Source organism: Sorangium sp. So ce385, from assembly GCF_051474135.1.
Taxonomy (GTDB): Bacteria; Myxococcota_A; Polyangia; order Polyangiales; family Polyangiaceae; genus Sorangium; species Sorangium cellulosum_D.
In genome coordinates, this window is record NZ_CP150337.1 from 7,799,365 (window position 1) to 7,821,212 (window position 21,848).

The 21,848-nt window shown below is 72.3% G+C and carries 22 protein-coding genes; 14 read left to right on the forward strand and 8 right to left on the reverse strand.

Annotated features, from left to right (window positions below):
• Positions 1-2: 2 nt before the first annotated feature.
• Entirely contained in the window at positions 3-482 is a 480-nt protein-coding gene (locus WME83_RS28270) for a hypothetical protein (protein ID WP_437312807.1), read from the reverse strand.
• A 172-nt stretch (positions 483-654) separates the two neighbouring features.
• Between WME83_RS28270 and WME83_RS28275 the strand changes: the two genes are divergently transcribed.
• Positions 655-1,398 carry a hypothetical protein gene (locus tag WME83_RS28275; RefSeq protein WP_437312808.1) on the forward strand — a complete coding sequence of 248 codons (744 nt, stop codon included), beginning with the start codon at positions 655-657 and terminating at the stop codon, positions 1,396-1,398.
• Between the two features lie 67 nt (positions 1,399-1,465).
• Here WME83_RS28275 and WME83_RS28280 read toward each other — a convergent pair whose 3' ends face one another.
• The 3 genes from WME83_RS28280 to WME83_RS28290 form a co-directional block, all read right to left on the reverse strand.
• Complete coding sequence (locus tag WME83_RS28280) at positions 1,466-1,930, reverse strand: MerR family transcriptional regulator (RefSeq protein WP_437312809.1); 465 nt, start codon at positions 1,928-1,930, stop codon at positions 1,466-1,468.
• 41 nt (positions 1,931-1,971) lie between these two features.
• Entirely contained in the window at positions 1,972-2,955 is a 984-nt protein-coding gene (locus WME83_RS28285; RefSeq protein ID WP_437312810.1) for an aldo/keto reductase, read from the reverse strand.
• A gap of 112 nt (positions 2,956-3,067) precedes the next feature.
• Positions 3,068-4,738 (reverse strand): NTP transferase domain-containing protein, encoded by a 1,671-nt coding sequence (locus WME83_RS28290; RefSeq protein WP_437312811.1) that lies wholly within the window; start codon positions 4,736-4,738, stop codon positions 3,068-3,070.
• 215 nt (positions 4,739-4,953) lie between these two features.
• Here WME83_RS28290 and WME83_RS28295 point away from each other — a divergent pair, with 215 nt between their 5' ends.
• The 3 genes from WME83_RS28295 to WME83_RS28305 are packed head-to-tail and all read left to right on the forward strand — an operon-like array spanning position 4,954 to position 8,150.
• Complete coding sequence (locus WME83_RS28295) at positions 4,954-5,415, forward strand: (2Fe-2S)-binding protein (RefSeq protein ID WP_437322053.1); 462 nt, start codon at positions 4,954-4,956, stop codon at positions 5,413-5,415.
• On the forward strand, positions 5,412-7,547 hold the full coding sequence (locus WME83_RS28300) for a molybdopterin cofactor-binding domain-containing protein (RefSeq protein WP_437312812.1): 2,136 nt from the start codon (positions 5,412-5,414) through the stop codon (positions 7,545-7,547). Before WME83_RS28295 ends, WME83_RS28300 begins: the two co-directional genes overlap by 4 nt.
• Positions 7,548-7,556: 9 nt before the next feature.
• Positions 7,557-8,150, forward strand: coding sequence for a hypothetical protein (locus tag WME83_RS28305; RefSeq protein WP_437322054.1), 594 nt, complete (start codon positions 7,557-7,559; stop codon positions 8,148-8,150).
• 10 nt (positions 8,151-8,160) lie between these two features.
• Here WME83_RS28305 and WME83_RS28310 read toward each other — a convergent pair whose 3' ends face one another.
• The gene (locus WME83_RS28310) at positions 8,161-8,895 is read right to left on the reverse strand and encodes an SDR family oxidoreductase (RefSeq protein WP_437312813.1); all 735 of its coding nucleotides are present in this window, start codon (positions 8,893-8,895) and stop codon (positions 8,161-8,163) included.
• A 241-nt stretch (positions 8,896-9,136) separates the two neighbouring features.
• Here WME83_RS28310 and WME83_RS28315 point away from each other — a divergent pair, with 241 nt between their 5' ends.
• Together WME83_RS28315 and WME83_RS28320 are read left to right on the forward strand one after the other, a co-directional pair.
• Positions 9,137-10,099, forward strand: a complete 963-nt coding sequence (locus WME83_RS28315; protein WP_437312814.1) for an AraC family transcriptional regulator — start codon at positions 9,137-9,139, stop codon at positions 10,097-10,099.
• A 108-nt stretch (positions 10,100-10,207) separates the two neighbouring features.
• Positions 10,208-10,741: an EF-hand domain-containing protein gene (locus tag WME83_RS28320; protein WP_437312815.1), complete on the forward strand. Its 534-nt coding sequence runs from the start codon at positions 10,208-10,210 to the stop codon at positions 10,739-10,741.
• 36 nt (positions 10,742-10,777) lie between these two features.
• On the opposite strand, the gene WME83_RS28325 is transcribed toward WME83_RS28320, so the two are convergent.
• Positions 10,778-11,584: a hypothetical protein gene (locus WME83_RS28325; protein ID WP_437312816.1), complete on the reverse strand. Its 807-nt coding sequence runs from the start codon at positions 11,582-11,584 to the stop codon at positions 10,778-10,780.
• A gap of 498 nt (positions 11,585-12,082) precedes the next feature.
• On the opposite strand from WME83_RS28325, the gene WME83_RS28330 reads away from it, so the two are divergent.
• A complete protein-coding gene (locus WME83_RS28330; protein WP_437312817.1) occupies positions 12,083-12,622 on the forward strand; it encodes an ester cyclase in 540 nt (179 codons plus the stop codon).
• Between the two features lie 106 nt (positions 12,623-12,728).
• On the opposite strand, the gene WME83_RS28335 is transcribed toward WME83_RS28330, so the two are convergent.
• Positions 12,729-15,062 carry an SdrD B-like domain-containing protein gene (locus WME83_RS28335; protein ID WP_437312818.1) on the reverse strand — a complete coding sequence of 778 codons (2,334 nt, stop codon included), beginning with the start codon at positions 15,060-15,062 and terminating at the stop codon, positions 12,729-12,731.
• Positions 15,063-15,595: 533 nt separating this feature from the next.
• On the opposite strand from WME83_RS28335, the gene WME83_RS28340 reads away from it, so the two are divergent.
• Positions 15,596-15,736, forward strand: a complete 141-nt coding sequence (locus WME83_RS28340) for a hypothetical protein (RefSeq protein WP_437312819.1) — start codon at positions 15,596-15,598, stop codon at positions 15,734-15,736.
• Positions 15,737-15,918: 182 nt separating this feature from the next.
• On the opposite strand, the gene WME83_RS28345 is transcribed toward WME83_RS28340, so the two are convergent.
• Positions 15,919-16,755, reverse strand: a complete 837-nt coding sequence (locus WME83_RS28345) for a helix-turn-helix domain-containing protein (protein WP_437312820.1) — start codon at positions 16,753-16,755, stop codon at positions 15,919-15,921.
• 144 nt (positions 16,756-16,899) lie between these two features.
• Between WME83_RS28345 and WME83_RS28350 the strand changes: the two genes are divergently transcribed.
• From WME83_RS28350 to WME83_RS28375, 6 genes are all read left to right on the forward strand, one after another.
• Positions 16,900-17,763, forward strand: a complete 864-nt coding sequence (locus WME83_RS28350; RefSeq protein ID WP_437312821.1) for an SDR family NAD(P)-dependent oxidoreductase — start codon at positions 16,900-16,902, stop codon at positions 17,761-17,763.
• Between the two features lie 58 nt (positions 17,764-17,821).
• On the forward strand, positions 17,822-18,958 hold the full coding sequence (locus tag WME83_RS28355; RefSeq protein ID WP_437312822.1) for a penicillin-binding transpeptidase domain-containing protein: 1,137 nt from the start codon (positions 17,822-17,824) through the stop codon (positions 18,956-18,958).
• A gap of 38 nt (positions 18,959-18,996) precedes the next feature.
• Entirely contained in the window at positions 18,997-19,629 is a 633-nt protein-coding gene (gene nth / locus WME83_RS28360) for an endonuclease III (protein WP_437312823.1), read from the forward strand.
• Positions 19,630-19,636: 7 nt separating this feature from the next.
• Positions 19,637-20,320, forward strand: coding sequence for a uracil-DNA glycosylase (ung, locus tag WME83_RS28365; RefSeq protein WP_437312824.1), 684 nt, complete (start codon positions 19,637-19,639; stop codon positions 20,318-20,320).
• A 7-nt stretch (positions 20,321-20,327) separates the two neighbouring features.
• Positions 20,328-21,092 (forward strand): YkgJ family cysteine cluster protein, encoded by a 765-nt coding sequence (locus WME83_RS28370; RefSeq protein ID WP_437312825.1) that lies wholly within the window; start codon positions 20,328-20,330, stop codon positions 21,090-21,092.
• Positions 21,093-21,222: 130 nt separating this feature from the next.
• Positions 21,223-21,840 carry a glutathione S-transferase family protein gene (locus WME83_RS28375; RefSeq protein ID WP_437312826.1) on the forward strand — a complete coding sequence of 206 codons (618 nt, stop codon included), beginning with the start codon at positions 21,223-21,225 and terminating at the stop codon, positions 21,838-21,840.
• The last annotated feature ends 8 nt before the right edge of the window (positions 21,841-21,848 follow it).

Genomic DNA, 21,848 nt, shown 5'->3' on the forward strand with positions numbered 1-21,848 from the left:
CGCTACTGCGCCCGTCGAAGCGTGGCCACGCCCTTCCAGGGCGGCGTCTGGGCGTACACGATGAGCTCTCCCTGCTCCGAGAACTCGCACAGCGCCTCGTAGCCGATCCCCGCCTCGTCGTAGGAGATCAGCTTGAACCGATCCCACGCGGGATCGCGGATCTCGTAAGCGCGGTCGACGTGGAGACCCGGCGAGTCCGCGAGGATGCGCTTCCCGTCGAAGCGGACGATCAAGTGCGCGTACTGGAACTCGAGCATCGACGCGAGCATCGGCTCGAGCGGGACCTCGGGCTCGAACCGGACGAGCCGGAAGCTGCCCCGCAGGCGCGCGTCGATCGACGCGATGGCGGCGGCCGCGTCGGGGCCCTGGGACGAGCTGGAGCCGCAGCCGGCGGACTGCGCGGCGAGCACGGCAGCGCAGGCGACGAGGAGGAGGCGGGAAGCGCGGAACGCTCCGGAGGGACGGCTCACCGGGGGCGACATGGGGCGGAGCTTAGGGCGAGCGGGCGAGCAGCGCAAAGCGCAGGACCCGCGCGCGCTTGCGCGGATCTCGCGCGCTCCGCACAATCAAGCGAGCGAGCCGGCCAGCGCTCGACGGCCCGGCCGGACGGCGCCGCGCGGCCCGAGCGAGGCCCGCGCTCGCTCAGGGGGAGCCATGACCGACGTCCTGCGAGGCACCGATTTCGTCGCACGCCTTCCCGAACGCGCCTGCGCCGCGCGCGAGGACGCCCTCCTGGAGGCCGTGCAGGCCGGCCACCTGGCGCCCATCGACTGGATCCCGGTGAACAGCGAGCACGGCGAGCACCGCGCGACCTTCCTCGTGAGCGCCGACGCGCTCCGCGTCGGCGACGCGCAGGACTCCGTGAGGATCAACGCGTCCGCCAGGACGACGCAGCGCATCGCGGACCTGCTCGAGTGCGCGATGCTGACGACCCGCCTCTGCGACCTCGTCTGGGAGCAGGCCACGGTGCGGATCCAGCCGTGCATCGGCGCGCCGGATCCCACGATGGCGAGCACCTCGCGCATGCTGGAGCACCACCGCCGCGTCGAGGAGCGGGTCGCGGGGCGGACCGGGCTCATCGAGAACGTCGGCAAGCACTGGGTGCTCACCAACCGCCTCGCCGGGAGCCGCGATCGCGCCGCCAACTACGGCTGGTACGACCCGCGCGCCGCCCACCGGTACGGCCGGCACACCCTGTGGCAGCCGCTCGGGCTCGCGCACGACCTGGATCACGTGGACTACTCGCAGGTCGTCCGGCTCGTGCGGCGGCGGTGCACGGTCGACGGCGCGGAGCGCGATCTCCTCGAGGTGATGACCGACCCGGCGCTCGCCGGCCTGGTGTCGTCCGAGGGTCCGTTGCGCGTGCTCCGGCAGCCCGGGGTGCCGGAACGGGCGTGATCGCCGCGCGCCGCGGGACGCCCGCGCGCCGCGGGACGCCCGCTCACCGCGGGCGCGGCGGCGCGGGTCACGACGCGCGGCGGCGCGCGCTCTGCTTCTCGAGATCCAGGTACAGGAGCACCTTCTTCTCGATGATCGCGAGGTGCGCCTGCTGCTCGGCGAGCTTCGCGGCCACGTCGTCCCGGTGCGCCTCGAGCAGCGCGCGCCGCTCGGAGATCGTCCCCTCGCCGCGGCGCACGAGCGCCGCGTAGGCGAGCATGCGGCGGATCGGCATGCCGGTCGCGTGCAGCTTGCGGAGGAACTCGACCCACCGCACGTCGTCCGGGCCGTAGCGGCGGTGGCCGCTCCGCGCCCGCGCCACGGGCCGGATGAGCCCGATCCGCTCGTAATAACGGAGCGTGTGCGCGCTCGTCCCGGTCGCCGCGGCGACCTCGGCGATCGTGAGCGCGCCCGACGCGCCGGAGCGCGGCGCGCCGGCCTCCCCGAAGCGCGCCGCGCCGTCCGCGCCGGAGCGCGGCGCGCCAGCTTTCACGGAGCGCGCCGCGCCGAGGCGCGGTCTGCCGGCCGCGCCGCTCACTGGTTCACGAGCCTCATGCCGACCTCCGGATAGCGCGGACCGGCCGCCGCGCCCTTCGGCGCCACCGCGTCGAGGCGGCGCAGATCGCCCTCGGTGAGCTTGATCCCCGCCGCGGCGACGTTCTCCTCGAGGTAGCTGCGGCGCTTCGTGCCGGGGATCGGGACGATGAAATCCCCCTGCGCGAGGACCCAGGCGAGCGCGAGCTGCGACGCCTTCACGCCCTTCTCCCGCGCGATGTCCTCCACCTTCGCGACGAGATCCAGGTTCCGCTGGAAGTTCTCCCCCTGGAAGCGCGGCGCCATGCGGCGGTAGTCGTCGTGCGCGAGGTCCTCGAAGCGCTTGATCTGCCCCGTGAGGAAGCCGCGGCCGAGGGGGCTGTAGGCGAGGAAGCCGATGCCGAGCTCGCGGCACGTGGCGAGCACGTCGTCCTCGGGATCCCGCGTCCAGAGCGAGTACTCGGTCTGCACCGACGCGAGCGGGTGCACCGCGTGGGCGCGCCGGAGCGTCGCCGAGCCCGCCTCCGAGAGGCCGATCGCGCGCACCTTGCCGGCCTTCACGAGGTCCGCCATCGCGCCCACGCTCTCCTCGATGGGCGTCTTCGGATCGACGCGGTGCAGCTGGTAGAGATCGATGACGTCGACGCGGAGGCGCCGCAGGCTCGCGTCGCAGGCCGCCCGGATGTACTCCGGCGTGCCGTTGACGCCCCGGACCGTGACATCGTTGGGATCGCGGACGATGCCGCACTTCGTCGCGAGGACGATCCGATCGCGCCGGCCCTCGATCGCCCGGCCGACGAGCTCCTCGTTCGTGAAAGGCCCGTACATGTCCGCGGTGTCGAGCAGCGTGACGCCGAGCTCGATGGCGCGATGGATCGTGGCGATCGACTCGGCGTCGTCGCGGTTGCTGTAGAAATCGCTCATGCCCATGCAGCCGAGACCGAGGGCGGAGACCTGGAGAGGACCGAGCTTGCGCGTGTGCATGGTTGGGCTCCTTGGGGGCCGCGGGGATGGGCCGCGGCGCTTCGACGCAGGCCACCGTAAGAGTTAGAGCGCGCTCGAAGTCAAGGGCGGCCGGGGCAACTTCCCCGGCGGATCAGCAGCCCGGCGGGTTCGCCGGCGCGTGGCCGCCGAGCGCGCGCACGTCGTCGGCCGTGTCGACGTCGATCGCGCCGCCCGCCCAGTCGATCGCCACGACGCCCTCGGCGCGCAGCAGCCGGCCGGCGCCCTGGTCGCCCTCGAGGCGCGCGAGGGCGTCCCAGCGGGATCGGTCGAACACCGCCGGCGCGCCCACGACGCCGCTGAAGCGCGACGCGGCGACCGGAGCGCCCGCGAGCCAGGCGTTCCGCAGGGCGGTGAGGTGCTCGACCGTGATCAGCGGCTGATCCGCGAGCGCGATCAGGAGCGCGTCGGCCTTCGAGGCCTCCGCCCACCGGACCGCGGCGCGGATCGAGGAGGCGATGCCCTCGTCCCAGCCGTCGTTCGCGATGCGCGCGACGCCCAGATCGCCGAGCGCGCGCGCGACCGCGCCGGCGTGGGCGCCGAGCACGACGCCGACCGGCCCGGATCGCGCCTCGACGCACGCCGCCGCCACGCGCCGGACGAGCGGCGCCCCGTCGAGCTCGACGAGCTGCTTGGGGCGCCCGAGGCGACGTGAGCCGCCCGCGGCGAGCACGGCCAGCGCCAGGCCGGCGTGCAGCGGGCGGACGCGGTCGCGGAGCTTCCCCCCCTGCGCCCTCCGCGCGACCGCCTGGAGCTCGCCCACGACCGAGAGCGCGATCTGCTCGGGCGTCTCGGCGCCGAGATCGAGCCCGATGGGCGCGTGGAGCCGCGGATCGTCGCCGGGGCCCTGGCCGATCTCCGCGAGGAGCTCGCGCGTGCGGCGCGCGGGCCCGAGCACGCCGATGTAGCGGGCGCGCGACGCGAGGACGGCCGCGAGCGCGTCGCGATCCGGCGTGCGCTGGTGGTGCATGATGACGACATACGCCTCGGCGGCCGCGTCGATGAGCGCGCGGAGGCGATCCATGGCGCCGCCGGTGGCGATGACGCGGTCCGCCGCGACGAACCGGGAGCCCTGGCGGAGGACGGGGACCGCGACCGTGACCCGGAAGCCGACCGACGTCGCGAGCGTGACGATGGGCGACGCGTCGTGGCCGCCCCCGAGCACGAAGAGCTGCGGCGACGGCGCGATCTTCTCGACGAGCGCGGTGATCCCCAGCCCGTCCAGCTCGACGACGCCGGCCGGCCCCCGCGCGGCGCGCTCGATCGCGGCGCGCGCGGCGGGATCGGTCACCGGGTGCGCGAGCGCGCACGGCGGGCCGAAGGCGAGGCGCGCGCCGACCCGGACCGTGTCGACGGTCGAGCGGATCACCGTGACCAGCGTGCCGGTGGTCTCCTCGGCGAAGCACGCGCCGGCGAACGCGAGCGCGTCGTGGGTCGCCCCGGCCTCGACGCGCTCGAGCAGGACGTCGACGACGCCGTTGCAGCCGAGCCCCACGCCCCATGGCTCCCCGTCTTCGGTGGTCGAGTCGTACGTGACCACCACGGCGCCATCGCGGCACCGGTGCTCTCCGCGGAGCATGACGTCGCCCTCCAGGCAACCGCCGCTCACGCACCCCGACAGCCAGCGATCACCGGCGACCAGCATCCGCGCGCCGGGGCGCCGGTACGACGACCCCGACACCCGCACGACGGTCGCGAGCAGAAACGGGGACCGGTCCGCCACCAACTTCGTCGCTTCCCGCACGATCCGCTCAAGCTCGTTCATGCGCCTGGCATCATCATCCTTTCGCGATGCTCTCGCCAGGGCGTTCCTCGCCGCCAGACGCAGGCCCTACGCAGGCCCTGCGCAAGCCCCGCGCAACCGAGCGCCCCTTGGGGCGCCGCACGGCGACGGCGAGCCGCCGGCCATGGTGAAGAATTGATAAAACCGAGCGGGCTCGCTTGACGCCGCACGAACGTAAAAGTATGGCGAAAGCGGCCATGAAACTCCATATCAACGGCGTTGTTCGCGAGGTCGAGGCCGCACCGGAGATGCCTCTGCTCTGGGTGCTCCGGGACCTGCTGGGATTGACCGGCACCAAGTATGGCTGTGGCATGGCCCAGTGCGGCGCGTGCACGGTCCACATCGACGGCAAGCCCGCGCGCTCCTGCGTCCTGCCGGTGTCGAACGTCGGGACGCGCAAGGTGACGACGATTGAGGGCCTGTCGGCCGACGGGTCGCACGTCGTGCAACAGGCGTGGGCGCAGGCCGATGTCGTCCAGTGCGGGTACTGCCAGTCCGGGCAAATCATGACCGCGGCCGCGTTGCTCGAGCAGAAACCCGATCCGAGCGACGCCGATATCGATGCGGCGCTGTCCGGAAACGTGTGTCGGTGCGGGACGTATGTGCGCGTGCGCGAGGCGGTGATCCTCGCGTCGCGGCTCAAGCGAGGTGGCAAGTGAGCGTCTCTCGGCGCGACTTCTTGCAGGTGGCCGCGGGCTCTGCGGCAGGGCTCCTGCTCAGCTTCTACGTGCCGCAGGGGGTCCGCGCCGCGCCGAAGGCGGCGCAGCCGCAGCCCCTGTCGCCGAACGCGTTCGTGCGCATCGGAACGGACGAGTCCGTGACCGTGGTGCTCGCGCACTCCGAGATGGGCCAGGGCATCTGGACCGGGCTCGCGATGCTGATCGCCGAGGAGCTCGAGTGCGACTGGTCGAAGGTGCGGTCGGAGCACGCGCCGGCCGCGCCGGTGTACGGCCATCCGGTGATGCACTTCCAGATGACCGGCGGGTCGACGAGCACGAACGGCGAGTTCGATCGGTATCGCACCGTCGGCGCGATGGCGAAGGACATGCTGGTGCGCGCGGCGGCCGCCCGGTGGAAGGTCGCGCCCGCGGCGTGCGTCGCCGCGAAGGGGATCATCACCCACGGCAAGGATCGGCTGACCTACGGCCAGCTCGCCGAGGAGGCGATGAAGCTGACCCCGCCGGCGAAGGTGAAGCTGAAGGATCCCAAGGACTGGAAGCTGATCGGCACCCTGGTGCGCCGCATCGATACGCCGGAGAAGATCACGGGCAAGGCGCAGTTCGGGATCGACGTGCAGTTCCCCGGGCTCCGCACCGCCGTGGTGCTCCGCCCGCCGGCGTTCGGCGCGAAGCTCGCGAAGTACGACGCGGCCGACGCCCTCAAGGTGCCCGGCGTCGAGAAGGTGGTCCCCACCGCGAACGGCGTCGCCGTGGTCGCCGCGCACTTCTGGGCGGCCAAGCTCGGGCGCGACGCGCTCCGCGCCGAGTGGACGAAGCCCGAGGGGGGCGGCGCCGACAGCGCCAAGCTGCTCGACGAGTTCCGCGCGCAGGCGCGCAAGCCGGGCCCGGTCGCCCACCAGGTCGGCAAGGTCGAGGAAGCCCTGGCCGCGGCCAAGTCGCGGATCGAGGCGGAGTACGACGTGCCCTACCTCGCGCACGCGCCGATGGAGCCGCTGAACTGCACGGTCAAGATCGAGGGCGATCGCTGCGAGATCTGGACCGGCACGCAGTTCCAGACCGGCGACCAGATGGCCGCGGCGAAGATCCTCGGGACGGCTCCCGAGAAGGTCCAGATCCACACGACGTTCCTCGGCGGCGGCTTCGGCCGGCGCGCCAGCCCGGTGGCGGATTTCGTGGGGGAGGCCGTGATGGTCGCGAAGGCCGCCGGCGTGCCGGTCAAGGTCGTGTGGACGCGCGAGGACGACATGCGCGGCGGCTATTACCGCCCCGCGTATGTCCATCGGGTCCAGGTCGGCCTCGACGCGCGGGGCATGCCGACGGCGTGGGATCACATGATCGTGGGCCAGTCGATCGTCGCCGGTACGCCGCTCGAGTCGCTCGTCGTCAAGAACGGCATCGACCACACCTCGGTGGAGGGGGTCGGCGACTCGCCGTACCTCGCAGGGATGCCCGCGCTCCGCGTGTCGCTGCACTCGCCGAGGACGCCGGTGACCGTGCTGTGGTGGCGCTCGGTCGGCAACACGCACACCGCCTTCGCGATGGAGAGCATCATCGACGAGCTGGCGCACGCCGCCGGGCAGGATCCGCTCGCGTACCGCCTCGAGCTGCTGAAGGACAAGCCGCGGCACGCCAACGCGCTGAAGGTCGCCGCCGAGAAGGCCGGCTGGGGCACGGCGCCCCCGCCGGGGCGGGCGCGCGGGCTGGCGATGCACGAGTCGTTCGGCTCCATCGTCGCCGAGGTCGCCGAGATCTCGATCGAGAAGGGGCGCATCCGCGTTCACTCGGTCACCTGCAGCGTGGATTGCGGCACCGCGGTGAACCCGCTCGGCATCGAGGCGCAGGTCCAGGGCAGCGTCGCGTTCGGCCTCACGGCGGCGCTCTACGGCAAGCTCAACATCGTCGAGGGGCAGGTCCAGGAGAGCAACTTCCACGACTATCCCATGCTCCGGATGGCCGATATGCCGCGCATCGCCGTCCACATCATCCCGAGCAAGGCCACGATGGGCGGCATCGGGGAGCCGGCGACCGCGCCGATCGCGCCTGCCGTGGCGAACGCGGTGTTCGCGTTGACGAAGCAGCGGCTGCGCTCCCTCCCGTTCCGCCTCGCCTAGGTGCCAATGATGATCCGTTCCTCTCTTGTTCTCGCCTTTCTCCTCGCCGGCTGCGGGGGGCAGACGTCCGGGGCCTCGCAGGCCCCGTCGCCGGCGCCGGTCGACCGCGCGGCCGGCCTCGCCGCGTTCGAGACCGTGCGCAGCGTGCTCCAGCATCCTCGCTGCCAGAACTGTCACCCCGCGGGCGACGTGCCGCTGCAGGGCGACGAGGGCCGCCTCCACAACCAGTTCGTGCTCCGCGGGCCCACGGGCCACGGCATGGCCGGGGCCGAGTGCACGACGTGTCACGGGCCGGCGAACCCGCCGAGCAGCTACGGCGCGCACGTGCCGCCCGGCGTGGCGAAGGGCTGGCACATGCCGCCGCCCGACATGCCGATGGTGTTCGTCGGCGTCGCCCCGGGGGCGCTGTGCGAGCAGATCAAGGATCCGGCGCGCAACGGCGGCAAGGACATGGCGGCGCTGCGCGTCCACCTCGAGGATCCGCTCGTGACCTGGGGCTGGAACCCGGGCGCGGGCCGCACGCCCATCCCGACGCCGTATGCCGAGTTCGTGGCCGCGTGGGAGACGTGGGCCCGCGCGGGCGCGCCCTGCCCGGGCGGGTGATCCCTTCCTGTCAGTGCGGGCTCGCCGTGGGGCGGACGACGATCTCGCTCACGTCGACGTCGTCCGGCTGCTCGATCGCGAACGCGATCGCGCGGGCCACGGCATCCGCAGAGATCGCGGTCTTCCGGAACTCTTTCATGGCCTGCCGCGCGCTGTCGTCCGTGATGGTCTCGGCCAGCTCGGACTCCGTGACGCCGGGGGAGATCACGGTCACCCGGAGGTCGGTGGACTCCTGCCGGAGGCCGTCGGAGATGGCCCAGACCGCGAACTTCGTCGCGCAGTACACGGCGGCCGTCGGGACCACCATGTGTCCGCCGATCGACGAGACGTTGACGAAGTGCCCGTGCCCCTGCGCCTTCATGATCGGCAGCCCGGCGGCGATCCCGTGCAGGACGCCGCGGATGTTCACGTCGATCATGCGATCCCACTCCTCGATCTTCAGCGACGACAGGGGCGAGAGCGGCATGACGCCGGCGTTGTTGACGATCACGTCGACGCGGCCGAACTTCGCCCGCGCGAACTCGACGAAATCGGCCACGTCCTGCCGCCTGGTGACGTCCAGGGCTCGAAGCTCCACGGTGCCGCCCTCCGCGCGGATGGCGGACGCGAGCTTCTCCAGCCGGTCCGTGCGCCTGGCGCCCACCACGACCCGGGCGCCGCGCCGGGCCAGGAGGCGCGCGGCGGCCTCGCCGATACCGCTGCTCGCGCCGGTGATCACAACGACCTTACCCTCGATACCAGGCATGAGAGACTCCTCGATTCACTCGCTCTCCAGCGCGGGATTGCGCCGGTCACGGGGAGAACCTAGGCCTCCACCGCGAGCGCGCGGTAGTCCGTTCCTGGACGGCTCTTGCCCGATCCTGCACGGCGTGCATCCAGCGCGCCCCACGGCTCCCTTGCGCGCGGCAGGGCAGCCAGGCGAGGCCGGAGCGCCCTCGCGGGCCCGCCGGTTGGGCGGAGCGGGCTCGATGAGGTAGCCTGGAACCATGCAGGCAGGCGCCTTGGCGGCAGAGGAGCTGGATCGCGAGGTCGAGCGGCGGCTCGCGGAGCTGGCAGCCCTGATCGAGCGGTTCACCGCCGAGGACGGCATGCACGCGACGACCGTGAAGGGCATGAGCCTGATCCGCGCCTCGCGCCCCTCCGAGCCGCTGCACACCGTCTACAAGCCGATGGTGTGCCTCATCGCCCAGGGCCGCAAGCAGGTGATGCTGGCGGACGAGGTGGTCGTCTACGACCCCGCGCGCTACCTGGTCGTCACGGTCGACCTGCCGCTCGTCGGCCAGGTGCTCGTGGCGTCGCGGGAGCGCCCCTACCTGTGCCTCGCCCTCGAGCTGGAGCCCAGCGACGTCGGCGCGCTCCTCACCGAGCCCGGTCTCCCCAGGCCGAGCGCGGCGTCCGGCGGCGAGCGCGAGGAGCGCGGCCTGTTCGTCAGCCGGACGGACCTCCCGTTGATCGACGCGGCGCTGCGGCTCATCCGCCTGCTCGAGACGCCTCAGGACATCCCCATCCTCGCGCCGCTCGCCGTGCGCGAGATCCACTATCGCCTGCTGAAGGGCGAGCAGGGAGCGCGGGTCCAGCGGATCGCCCTGGCCGGGAGCCAGGCGCAGCGGATCGCCAGGGCGATCAGCATCGTGAAGAGCAACTACACCCGGCCGCTGCGCATCGAGGCCATCGCGCGTGAGGTGCACATGAGCCCCTCGGCGCTGCACCATCAGTTCAAGGCCGTCACGGCCATGAGCCCGCTCCAGTACCAGAAGCAGCTCCGGCTCCAGGAGGCGCGCCGCCTGATGCTCGGCGAGGTCGTGGACGCGGCGACCGCAGGCTACCGCGTCGGCTACGAGAGCCCGTCGCAGTTCAGCCGCGAGTACAGCCGGCTGTTCGGCGCGCCGCCGTCGCGCGACGTCGCGCGGCTCCGGAGCATGATGGGCTCGAAATCGGCCATGGGGTAGCCCCCCAAAAAAATTCGGAGCGCGCGTAGGGAGGGTCGGCCGGGGAGCGTCCCAGGAGCAGAAGCCGGCAAGAACAGGCTGGCCCTTGCACCAAGGAGCACGACCACCATGACCCTCTCCACGTTCTCGAACACGGCCCGCAGCGCGATCCATCGCTTCGTCCTCGGCAGCTTCCTCGCGACGGCCGTGCTCGCCGGCAGCGGAGCGGCGTACGCGGCGAGCGGCGCGGCGGAGACGCAGGCGCCGCGGCAGGGCAAGGACGCCCGGCGCGAGCACCGCGCGAAGGATCCGGCGCGCCTCATCAAGCGCCTGGACAAGAACGGTGACGGCAAGCTGACGGTCGCCGAGCTCCCGGAGAAGGCGCAGAAGCGGCTGGGCAAGGCGGACACGAACAAGGACGGGACGCTCTCCGCCGAGGAGCTCAAGGCGCACGCCGAGCAGCACAAGAAGGCGCGCGCGGCGAAGCAGCAGGCGCGCTTCGCCCGGAGCGACAAGAACGGCGACGGCTTCCTCACCAGGGACGAGGTGGGCGACAAGCGCTGGGAGCGGGTGAAGGCGGCGGACGCGAACCGCGACAACAGGCTGACCGCCGACGAGCTGCGCGCGGCGCGCCTCGCGCGCAAGCAGCCGGCGGCGCGGTAGCGCGTCCCCGCGATCCCCTCCCACGGACCTCGCCGCTCATCGCCGGGAGCGCCCCGGCGCCCGCCTCGCTTGCGCGGGGCGGTCGGCGGCAGGCGCGTCGCTCGCCCCGGGCGCGATGGGCAACGAGGTCTCCTCGCCGGCGGCGGGAGCTCCCTCGTCGCCAGCGCCAGGCGTCGCGTCCGCGGCGGCGGCAAGCGCGGCCGCGTCGCCAGCGAAAGGCGCCGCCTCCGCGGCGGCGGCAGGCGCGGCCGCGTCGCCAGCGCCGGGCGCCGCCTCCGCGGCGGCGGAAGGCGCGGCCGCGTCGCCAGCAAGAGGCGCCGCATCCGCGGATGCACCCGCCGGGGCGGCGGCGCGGCGCTTCCGCGGACGTCTGGGGAAGAGCGGGAGCTGCTGCTCCAGCACCTGGCTCCGCCAGGCGAGCAGCGTCTGCGCGCGCCGGCGCGCCGTCTCCTTCGCGATGCCGGCCGTGGAGCGGTACAGGCGCCGCGCCAGCGCAACCACGGTGGGCGCCGCCGGCTCGAAGAGATCGGGCGCGACCTCCTTCACGACGTCACACGCGAAGATCGCGCGCCGCAGGTGTGTCCGCTCGTCGACGGTGCCCGGCGGGGCGGCGAGCAGCCCGCGTCCAGCGGGCGTGATCGAGGCGTCGTCGTCGCCGAGCCAGCCAAGGACGCGGGCGGCGGCGAGCGCATAGCCGACGTGGCGCAAGGAGATGCCCGTCTGCTGCGCGATCTCTTCCTTCGCGGTCGCCCCTCCCGCGAGCGCCTCGAGCACGCGCCGCACGTTGGCGAGGTTGTCGGCCTGGGGGATCTCGGTGCTGCGGAGCAGGCGGGTCGGCGGCATGGTCGGCGAGGAACCCCCGGCCCCGGCCGGGTGCCGACACCATAGCGCGCACCGGCGCCGCGCGGACCTCGAACGCGTCTGCCCGGCGCGGGCGAGAGGCCGGCGGTGCCGCAGGACCGGCGCCCCTGCCCTCCCGGCCCTCCGAGCGGCGCCCCATCCCGTGAGCGGCGCGGCGCCCCATGGCGTCGAGGCTGCGGCGCCACGCCCCCGCGCCGGCGACGGCCACGCCATCGCCCCCGGGTCCCCCCGCCGAGCGCTCGTCGACGGAGACCCGGCACCGCTGCCTCCACGTCGATGGGCACGCTCCCATGCGCCGCGAGCCGCCGGATCACGCAAAACCCGACACGCGCCGTCGATCGATGCCCGACCCGACGGGTCGACCATCCTCAATCCCTCCACGCAGACGCGCGAATCACGCATCGATTGTCCTCCAGCGCGAACGATTCGTTCGCGTTGACAGGCTTGTTGGCCGTTCCACCGAGGGCCAGAGTGCAGGGCATGGCCCGACCCACGCTGAAACGAGCCGTGCTCTCGCAGCGGCTCCTCTTCTTCTTGGCCCTCGCGATGGTCGCCGGCTGCGCGCCCCTGAAGGCGCGCAGCCCGTCGTCGAGCGGTCCTACCCCTGACGAGGTGCACCACGAAGCAGCCGTGCGCCGCTACTTCGACGAGGTTTGGAGTCAGGGTCGCCTCGAGGTCCTCGATGAGCTGCTCGCCCCTGGCTACATCAACCACACGCCGAGCACACCGAATCCGCCGCCGGGCCCAGATGGCCTCAAGCCCATCGTGGCCGCTTTTCGTGTCGCGTTCCCGAACCTCCACTTCACCATCGAGGACCTCGTCGTGAAAGACGACCGCGTGGCGGTGCGCGTCAGGATGGAGGGCGACCATGAAGGACCGCTCTTCGGGATCGCCGCGACCCATCGCCGTGTGAGCGTGAAACAGATCAACATCGAGCTGTTCCGGGGAGGGAAGATCGCCGAGCACTGGCGCGTCACCGACGAGCTCGGGCTGATGCGGCAGCTCGGCGTCGTCCGATGAGCGGTCCATGGAGAATAAGGCGCATCGGGCGCCGAGGGCGACCTGGCCTTGATGTCCCGGCGCGCGGCGCGCGCCGGCCCCAAGGCCAGCTCGCCTGTCGCGCCTCTTACCGACCGCGGCAGCCGTGGCCGTGGTGGTGGTCGTGGTCGCGGTCGTGGCCGTTGCCGTCGCAATCGACGTCATCCCGATGGGGCGCGCAGAGGCGACCGTTGTTGTACGCGTCGAGCTTGTCCGCCAGCGGCTCGCCGCTCTCCCACGGCGAGTTGCAGCCCCGGTCCTTGACGTTGCTGCCGAGACGGTACTTCTTGAGCCAGGCGTCGGCCGCGGCGATGGTGCGCTCGATGCAGCTCGACTGGTTGCCGATGCCGACGTTGAGCTTGGCGACGATGAGGTGCTTCGCGAGGATGTACGTGACGTCGCCCTTGGTCGGACGGCTGATGATGTCGAGGAGCTGGGCCTTCGTGTAGGTCTTGCCGCCGATGGTCAGCTTCGAGACCTTCCAGGCGTTCGGGTGGTTCTTCCAGTAGCCGGGGGTCCCGGTGCCGGGCGACGCGCACTGGCAGGCGCCGCAGTCGGCCGCGCAGCTCGAGCAGTCCTCGACGCCCGCCTTGCAGACGCCATCGCCGCAGACCGGCGCGCATGCCCCGCAGTCGGCCGCGCAGCTCGAGCAGGTCTCGCCGAACTCGCAGACGCCGCTGCCGCACACCGGCGGGCAGATGCCGCAGTCGCTCGGGCACTCGAGGCAGTTCTCGCCGGCCTCGCATCGGTCGTTGCCGCAGACCGCGGGGCAAGCGCCGCAGTCGCCGGCGCAGTTCGCGCAGTCCTCGCCGGTCTCGCAGACGCTATTGCCGCAGACCGCGGGGCAGGCGCCGCAGTCGTCCGAGCAGGTGCCGCAGTCCTCGCCGGCCTCGCACGTGCCGTTGCCGCACACGGGCGGGCAGGCGCCGCAGTCGGCGCTGCAGCTGCCGCAGGTCTCGCCGGCGTCGCAGGTGCCGTCGCCGCAGGCGGGCGGGCAGACGTCGCAGTCGGCGCTGCAGCTGCCGCAGTCCTCGCCGGCCTCACAGGCGCCGTTGCCGCAGGTGGGCGGGCAGATGCCGCAGTCGACGGCGCAGGTGGAGCAGCTCTCGTCGCCGCCGCAGACGCCGTTGCCGCAGGAGAGCTGGTAGCCGAAGTCCGCGTCGAGCAGGTCCTGGGCCCAGCCGAGCGAGACCGTGCCCACGTTGTCGAGCCCGCCGTCCGGGTCGGCCGTCGGCTCCTGCCCGGCGAGGGGGCCGCTCGTCATGAAGTTGTCGGCAGTGACGACCACCGAGTAGGTGCCCGCCGAGAGCGTGTCGAAGAGGTAGAAGCCGGGCTGGCCGGTGTAGGGGCTGTTGCCGGTGATGGTGAAGTCGATCAGCTGGTCGCCCTGGAACAGCTCGACGCGGACGCCGTTGACGCCGAGCTCGCCTGTCTCCGGCTCGTAGAGCCCGTCGGCGTCGCTGTCGAGCCAGACCGTGTCGCCGATCGATGAGTACGTCACGTAGCCGAAGTCGGCGTCGGACACGTTCTCTCCCGCGTCGAGCGCCACGGCGAGCGGCTCGTCGTCGGTGGTCAGCTGGTGCCCGAGCGGGAGCGTCGCGTCGTCGACGCTGACGACGTAACAGCCTGCGTCGAGCTCGCCGAAGCGGTAGATGCCGTTCGCGTCGGTCGCGGTCGTCTGGAGGGCGGCGCCGTCGGTGGATCCGTCGCAGTTCGTATCGGCGAAGAGGTCGACGACGACGCCGGAGATGCCGAGCTCGGAGGCGTCCTCGAGGCCGTCGGCGTTCGCGTCGAACCACACCTTGTCGCCGATCGATCCCTTCGGCGTCGTGTAGCAGATCTCGAGGAATGGGCGCTGGGACAGATCCGTGTGCGCGCTGCCCCGGTACGAGGTCTTGCCGTTCTCGTCCTCCTCGAGGAGGATCCCGTGGTTGGGCGAGACGCCGCTCACCCACTCCTGGACGAGCTCCGTGAGATCGAGCTCGCGCCACGCCGAGCCGCCGGACTCGAACGACGTGAAGAACGTCGGATCGATGCCGCCGAGGTTGTTCCAGGTGACGTCCGCCTCGCTCCAGGGGGCGAGCACCCGGTGAGCGCGGACGGTCTGGGCCGTGCTGCTGTAGGTCAGGACGTAGAACTTGGCCGACGTGACGAGCGAGCTCGCGGGGATGGCGCCCAGCTCGAAGCCGAACAGGGCTCGTTTCTCGCCGACGGTGCTGGAGTACCCCGTGTTCACCTCGAACGGGGTCGGGACGTGATAGCTCGGGGCGAGGCTCCAGATCTCGGCGTTGTAGACGTCGCCGAGGACGCCCCGCTGGATCACGGTGCACGTGGGCGTCGGCGCGGCGGTGGTGGCGAGGCTCGAGGCGGTGATGAGCAGCGTGGCGAGCGCTGCGGAGGACGCGATGGATATCTGCTTCATGGGTAGCTCCTTGGAGGTCCTTGCGAGGATCGAACCACGATGGAGCGTCATCCGAGCCGCATGCGCCATGACACACGGGTCAGGCGAACGTCGGTTTCGTGGGCTCCGGTCAGACCGCGCCCCGCGCCCTGATCACGATCAGATCAGGCGCGCGAGGCGTCAGCGCGAAATCGGAGAGCGGATGCGCACAGGTCCAGTGTTCTAGTTAGCAATACGATTGTCGAACTGTCCAGACATTTGCGAGGCACAACCCCAAAAAGAAAAATCGCCGCTGCTGACGGTTCGCACGGTTCGCACGATTCGCGGCCACGCGGTGACGTTTTTGGGCACCTCGCCCCAGGCCTTCACGCTCCACAAAAGAGAGCGTTGTGCCCGAGGAGGATCTCGGCGCACTCAGCATCAAACGCTCCTTGCGGCAGCGCCCTGCGTCGCTCGGAGCTCACCAGAACAGGATCGAGTAAAGCGAGCTTGGTCCCGATTTGATGCTGAATGCGCACAGGACCATTTTTCAACTTAATGAATGCTCACTTCGATTGTCCAGATCTTTTTTGTGGGCGAGCGCGTTCTTCGTCTCGCTCGTCTCGCTCGTCTCGCTCGTCTCGCTCGTCTCGCTCGTCTCGCTCGGCGCTCGAGGTGACAACGGCGGCAGGCTCGGTTCGTCCGCCGGGCGGTGAACGCGTGCTGGTTCAGGACGCGCACGCGGGGAGTCCCGGGCGTTCGTCAATTGTCACGGTGCTTTATCGCTCTGAACGGAAACTGCGCCGGGCAATGGAGCCGCCATGACGCCAATGCCTGCTGCAGGGGCGGGCACCGGAAGATCGCGCTCGTGAGGCCGAGTGAACGGGCAATCCCGGCGCTACGGCAGCGGGTGCTCGCCCGCACGGCCAGCGGGCAAAGCGATCGAGCCGCACTGCCCCGCCCGAGGGAAACGGCGCTCCACGAAGCCCCGCGGTGTCACCCCGAGCAGCTCGCGGAACTCGGCATTCAGATGCGGCTGGTCGGAGAAGCCCAGCTCGACGGCGAGCTGCGCCCAGCTCGAGGTGCCGATCTTCGACAGGACGCGCCGGAGGCGCGCGATGCGGGCGTAGCGCTTGGGAGAGACGCCGATCTCGTCCTGGAAGATCCTCCGCAGCTGTCGCTCGCTCAGCCCGAGCCCTTGCGCAAGCGCGTGCACCCGCTCGGGCGGGAGGTCAGCCCCGCCATCGAGCAGCCGGGTGGCGCGGTCCAGGAGCCTCACGCGCGAGGCGTCGTCCAAGGCGCGCTCGCCGCGCGCGCCCTCGAGGACGAGCTCTTCGAGCGTGCGGAGCACCCGGTCGAGGTCGCCTTCCGCCGCCGCCAGCGCGCCGCGAGCCCGCGCGCCGCGCGCGCCCCACAGGTCCTCCAAGGCGACGGCGCGGTCGGCGAGTTCGTGGAGCGCGGCGCCCAGGAGCGGGCGGGCGCAGCCCGCGCGGAGCCCCACGCGCACGAACAGCGGCTTCGACGAGCCTGCCTTGTACGTGGCCCGGGTGCTCGGACCGACGGCCACCAGCTCGCTCGCACCGGCGGTCGGTCTGCAGAAGACGAGCGACGCACCCGTGTCCGGAAGGCGCGCCCACAGCGAGGTGTCGCCCGGTCGAGCCGCCACCACGATGCTCGACACATAAGGTCGCAGCCGCGCCGAAGGCAGCAAGACGCGCTCGAAGGGCACATCCATCGAGGCGAGATCCTACCCGCCGGGGTGTGGCGCCGCAACGCCACCGCGCTGTCCGATTTCTTCAAGATGCCGGCGCGCGCGCGCCGCAAGCTGACCTCTCGAAGGCACGCGAGACGCGTGGACCGTACGACGAGGGAAGCACAGATGATCCTGATCACCGGTGCCACCGGCACCATCGGCAGAGAGGTCGTGAGGCAACTGCTCGAGAGGGGCGCGAAGGTCCGCGCCATGACGCGGGATCCAGCGCGGGCCGCGGCGCTCGGCCGCGAGGTGGACGTGGTCCGCGGCGATTTCGAAGATCCCGGCTCGCTGCGGGCCGCGCTCCGAGGGGTCGAGGCGCTGTTCTTGCTCAGCGCGCCCGGCCCGTCGATCGCGGCGCATGACGTGGCCGCGGTCGATGCAGCGCAGAAGAGCGGCGTGAAGAAGCTGGTGAAGCTCTCGGCGTTCGGCGCCGATCTCCGGTCGCGGGTCGGCGACTGGCACCGGGCCGGCGAGCACGCCGTGCGGACGTCGGAGCTCGCGTGGACCTTGCTCCGGCCCGTGGGGTTCGCGTCGAACGTGCTGCAATGGGCGGCGGCCATCCGCGCGGGCGGCGCGGTGCCCCTCTGGACCGGAGACGGCCGGCAAGGGATCATCGACCCGGGCGACGTGGCGGCCGTCGCCGTCGCGGCGCTGACGTCGGATCGGCATGACGGCAGGGTTTACACGCTCACCGGCCCCGAGCTGCTGAGCGCGCAGGATCAGGTGGCGATCCTGGAGAGGGCGCTGGGGCGCTCCATCGAGACGACCGATGTTCCGCCGGACCGGGTGCGCGATCAGATGCTGGCCGCGGGCGCCGCGCGCGAGCTCGCGGACGCCGTCTTCGAGGGCGTCAGCTTCCTGCGCGAAGGCAGGGCCGCGACGCTGAGCGACGACGTCGAGGCGGTGCTCGGCCGCGAGCCGCGGCGCTTCGAGGCGTGGGCGCGCGAGAACCTCGCGGCGTTCGGCGGCGCCTCGGGCGCGGCCTGACGGCGACGGCGCCGCGCGGAACTTGGCCCGCGCGCGCCCCCTCTGGCATCTGCTCCGCGTGCGATCGCGTCTCTACCTCGCGCTCGCCGCCGCGGCCGCCCTGTGGATCGCGCCGGCGACGGCATCTCCGGCGCCGCCCGGCGTTCGCAAGCTCCACGTCGAGGGCGGCGCGGTTCACGCGGCGGTCGGCGCGTCGAGCAAGCAGGTGCGCCTCACGCTCGACCCCGATCTCCAGCGCGCCGCCGAGCGCCTCCTCGCCCGCTCCGGCGCGCCCGAGGGCGCCATCGTCGCCTCCGACGTCCGCACCGGCCGCATCCTCGTCTGGGCCAGCCGCGGCAAGCGCGACTACGTCGCCACCCCGCTCGCCCCGAGCGCGAGCCTCTTCAAGATCGTCACCGCCGCGGCGCTGCTCGAGGCGGGCAAGGTGAACGTCGCGACGCCCGTCTGCTACACGGGCGGCATGAGCGCGATCACCGCGCGCGACCTCCAGGGCCGCGGCGCCACCTGCACCGTCTTCGGCGAGGCGCTCGGCCGCAGCATCAACGGCGTCTTCGCCCGCCTCGCCGGCCAGCACCTCACGGCCGCCGACCTGCGCCGCAAGGCCCGCGATCTCGGCTTCGACGGCGAGGTCCCCATCGACGTCCCGGTCGCGCCGAGCGCCGCCCAGATCCCGGACGACGCGCTCGGCCTGGCCCGCGCCGGCGCGGGCTTCTGGAGCGGCCGCCTCAGCCCGCTCGGCGCCCTGTTCGCGATGCAGACCATCGCCAACGACGGCGAGCGCGTCCGGCTCTCGCTGCTGGCGCCGCCGGGCGCGCAGGCCGGCGGCGACGCGGCCGCGCCGCGGAGCACCGACGGCCGCGGCCTCCGGCCCGAGGTCGCGCGCACCCTCCGGTCGATGCTCGAGGTCACCACGCGGCGGGGCACCTGCGCCAAGGCGTTCCGCAAGCCGGACGGCACGCGCGCCCTCGGCACCATGCCCGTCGCCGCCAAGACCGGCACGCTGGTCGGCGGCAACCCCTCGCGGATGTTCTCGTGGTTCGCGTCGTTCGCGCCGTCCGATCGCCCGGAGATCGCCGTCTCCGTGATGCTGGCCAACGACATCGCGTGGCGCACCAAGGCGAACCTCGTCGGCCGCGAGCTGCTCGAGATCTACTTCGGCCGGAAGCGCCCGGGCCCCGTCGCCCGGCGGCGCTGACGGGCGGCGCCGAGCTGGGCTACCCTGCGGCGAGCCGCATGAACGCCCGAGACCGCATCCCCCCCCTCCTCCACCACCTGCGCGAGGCCTACCCCGACGCGCGCTACGAGCTCGACTGGGAGACGCCGCTCGACCTGCTCGTCGCGACCATCCTGGCCGCGCAGTGCACGGACGAGCGCGTCAACCGGGTGACCGCCACCCTCTTCAAGAAGTACACGACGGCGCAGGCGTACGCCGACGCCCCCACCGAGGTGCTCGAGGAGGAGCTCAAGCCGACCGGCTTCTACCGGCAGAAGACGAAGACGGTGAAGGCCGCGTGCCAGGCGCTCGTCGCGCGCTTCGGCGGCGAGGTGCCCGGGAACATGGACGACCTCACCTCGCTGCCGGGCGTGGCCAGGAAGACGGCGAACGTCGTGCTCAACACGGCGTTCGGCCTCCCCTCCGGGATCATCGTCGACACCCACGTCGCCCGCCTCAGCGGCCGCATCGGCCTCTCGAAGCGCGAGAAGCCCGAGCAGATCGAGGAGGACCTCATGCGGATCGTGCCGAAGGATCAATGGACCTTCTTCGGCCCTGCCATGGTCCTGCACGGCCGGTACACCTGCGTCGCCAGGAAGCCCAAGTGCGCGGAGTGCCGCATGAGCGATCTCTGCCCGAAGGAAGGGGTCTGAGCGAGCGATGAAGATCGATCTGCCCGGCTCGTGGCAAAGCGTGCTCGCGGAGGAGCTCGAGAAGCCCTATTTCCAGCAGCTGACGCGCTTCCTTTCGACCGAGCGCGAGGCCCACCGGGTCTTCCCGGCCGAGGAGGACGTCTTCGCCGCGTTCAAGCTCACGCCGTACGAGCGCGTGCGCGTGCTGCTCCTCGGCCAGGACCCGTACCACGACGAGGGGCAAGCCCACGGGCTCTGCTTCTCCGTGCGCCCGGGCGTCCCGCCGCCGCCGTCGCTCGCCAACATGTACAAGGAGGCGCTCTCCGATCTGCCGGACTTCAAGGTCCCGAGCCACGGCTGCCTCACCGCCTGGGCGAGCCAGGGCGTGCTGCTGCTGAACACCGTGCTCACCGTCCGCGCGCACACGCCGAACTCGCACAAGAACCAGGGCTGGGAGACGTTCACCGACGCCGTGATCCGGAAGGTCAACGACCGGCCCGATGGCGTCGTGTTCGTCCTCTGGGGCGGCCACGCGCAGAAGAAGGCGAAGCTCATCGACGCGCGCCGCCACACGGTCATCAAGGCGGCCCACCCCTCGCCGCTGTCGGCGAGGAGCGGCTTCTTCGGCAGCAAGCCGTTCTCGACCATCAACGCCGCGCTGCGCGCCCGCGGCGCCGAGGAGATCGACTGGCGCTTGCCGGAGCTCGAGTAGCGCCGCGATGCCCCGGCAGAAGCGCTCCCTGCCGCTCGCCCCGGGCACGCGGTACACCCCCGCCGTCCTCGAGGGCATCGCCGACGGCGAGCGCGCCGCGCTCGCGCTCTCGCTCGGCAAGCGCACCGAGGCCGGCGCCGTGGCGGCCGCGGCCGCGGCGCTCGCGCGCGCCGAGGCGCTGGAGGACGCCGCGGTGGCCGCCGAGCCGCCCGCCCGGCCCATCGCCTGCCGGGCCGGCTGCTCGACCTGCTGCGTGAGCAAGGTGCTCGTGCTGGCGCCGGAGGTGCTGCGCATCGCGGCCCACCTGCGCGCCACCCGGACCGAGACGGAGCTCGCCGCGCTCGCCGAGCGCGTGCGCGCCGCCGACGCCGAGACGCGCGGCCTCTCCCGGCTCGCGCGCGCCGAGGCCCGGGTCCCCTGCCCGCTCCTCGACGAGCGCGGCGCCTGCTCGATCCACGCCGTCCGCCCGATCGTGTGCGCGGGCTGGAGCTCCCTCGACGCCGCGGCGTGCGAGCGCCACTTCGCCGCGCCCGCGGCCGTCGCCACGGCGCCGATGCACCGCCCGAGCTACGAGGTCGCGAACGCCGTGCTCGCCGGCCTGGGCTGGGCCGCGCGGGAGCAGGGCCTCGACGCCGCGCCGCTGGAGCTCATCGCCGCGCTGCGCATCGCGCTCGAGCGCCCGAACGCCGGCGAGCGGTGGCTCGCGCGCCTCCCCGTCTTCGCCGCGGCCCGCGACGCCGAGTGGCAGGCGGACCGCCGGCGCGAGGCGTGATCGCGCGCCCCGCCGCGTCCCGGACCCCATCAGGACGGTTGGCAAGCGACGGAATCCGTCTACTCTGACGCGCCGCGGAGGCCGCCGCCCGCCGGCGCCTCTCGAGAGGACACAGGACAAGGAGGATCCCATGAAGGTCTACGGACATCCCATGAGCACGTGTACGCGCAAGGTGCTGACGGTGCTCGCCGAGAAGGGGCACGAGGCGCAGGTCGTGGTCGTCGACCTGGGGAAGGGCGAGCAGAAGCAGCCCGAGCACCTCGCGCGCCACCCCTTCGGCGTGATCCCGGTGCTCGAGGACGAGGACTTCAAGCTCTACGAGTCGCGGGCGATCATCCGGTACCTCGACCAGAAGCTCCCGGGCCCCTCGCTCACGCCGACCGAGCTCAGGGCGAAGGCGCTCATGGATCAGTGGCTCAGCGTGGAGCAGTCCTATGTCTCCGGGCCCGCCATCAAGATCCTCTACCAGCGCGTCCTGCTCCCGATGCGCGGCCAGCAGGGCGACGAGTCCCTCGTCGCGTCGGCCAAGGCCGATCTCGCGAAGGCGCTCGACATCATCGACAAGGCGCTGGCCGGCCAGGAGTACCTCGCGGGCTCGACCTACTCGCTGGCCGACATCTCGTGGATGCCGTACATGCAGTGTCTCGCGTTCACGAAGGTCGAGGACCTCATCAACGACCGGCCGAACGTCGCGGCCTGGTGGAAGCGCGTCAGCACGCGTCCCGCCTGGGTGAAGGTCTCGTCCTGATCGCCGCG

Coding starts and splice junctions, on each gene's coding strand:
- WME83_RS28270 (WP_437312807.1), bottom strand. CDS start 482: ATGTCGCCCCCGGTGAGCCGTCCCTCCGGAGCGTTCCGCGCTTCCCGC.
- WME83_RS28275 (WP_437312808.1), top strand. CDS start 655: ATGACCGACGTCCTGCGAGGCACCGATTTCGTCGCACGCCTTCCCGAA.
- WME83_RS28285 (WP_437312810.1), bottom strand. CDS start 2,955: ATGCACACGCGCAAGCTCGGTCCTCTCCAGGTCTCCGCCCTCGGTCTC.
- WME83_RS28290 (WP_437312811.1), bottom strand. CDS start 4,738: ATGAACGAGCTTGAGCGGATCGTGCGGGAAGCGACGAAGTTGGTGGCG.
- WME83_RS28295 (WP_437322053.1), top strand. CDS start 4,954: ATGAAACTCCATATCAACGGCGTTGTTCGCGAGGTCGAGGCCGCACCG.
- WME83_RS28305 (WP_437322054.1), top strand. CDS start 7,557: ATGATCCGTTCCTCTCTTGTTCTCGCCTTTCTCCTCGCCGGCTGCGGG.
- WME83_RS28310 (WP_437312813.1), bottom strand. CDS start 8,895: ATGCCTGGTATCGAGGGTAAGGTCGTTGTGATCACCGGCGCGAGCAGC.
- WME83_RS28315 (WP_437312814.1), top strand. CDS start 9,137: ATGCAGGCAGGCGCCTTGGCGGCAGAGGAGCTGGATCGCGAGGTCGAG.
- WME83_RS28320 (WP_437312815.1), top strand. CDS start 10,208: ATGACCCTCTCCACGTTCTCGAACACGGCCCGCAGCGCGATCCATCGC.
- WME83_RS28325 (WP_437312816.1), bottom strand. CDS start 11,584: ATGCCGCCGACCCGCCTGCTCCGCAGCACCGAGATCCCCCAGGCCGAC.
- WME83_RS28330 (WP_437312817.1), top strand. CDS start 12,083: ATGGCCCGACCCACGCTGAAACGAGCCGTGCTCTCGCAGCGGCTCCTC.
- WME83_RS28335 (WP_437312818.1), bottom strand. CDS start 15,062: ATGAAGCAGATATCCATCGCGTCCTCCGCAGCGCTCGCCACGCTGCTC.
- WME83_RS28345 (WP_437312820.1), bottom strand. CDS start 16,755: ATGGATGTGCCCTTCGAGCGCGTCTTGCTGCCTTCGGCGCGGCTGCGA.
- WME83_RS28350 (WP_437312821.1), top strand. CDS start 16,900: ATGATCCTGATCACCGGTGCCACCGGCACCATCGGCAGAGAGGTCGTG.
- nth (WP_437312823.1), top strand. CDS start 18,997: ATGAACGCCCGAGACCGCATCCCCCCCCTCCTCCACCACCTGCGCGAG.
- ung (WP_437312824.1), top strand. CDS start 19,637: ATGAAGATCGATCTGCCCGGCTCGTGGCAAAGCGTGCTCGCGGAGGAG.
- WME83_RS28370 (WP_437312825.1), top strand. CDS start 20,328: ATGCCCCGGCAGAAGCGCTCCCTGCCGCTCGCCCCGGGCACGCGGTAC.
- WME83_RS28375 (WP_437312826.1), top strand. CDS start 21,223: ATGAAGGTCTACGGACATCCCATGAGCACGTGTACGCGCAAGGTGCTG.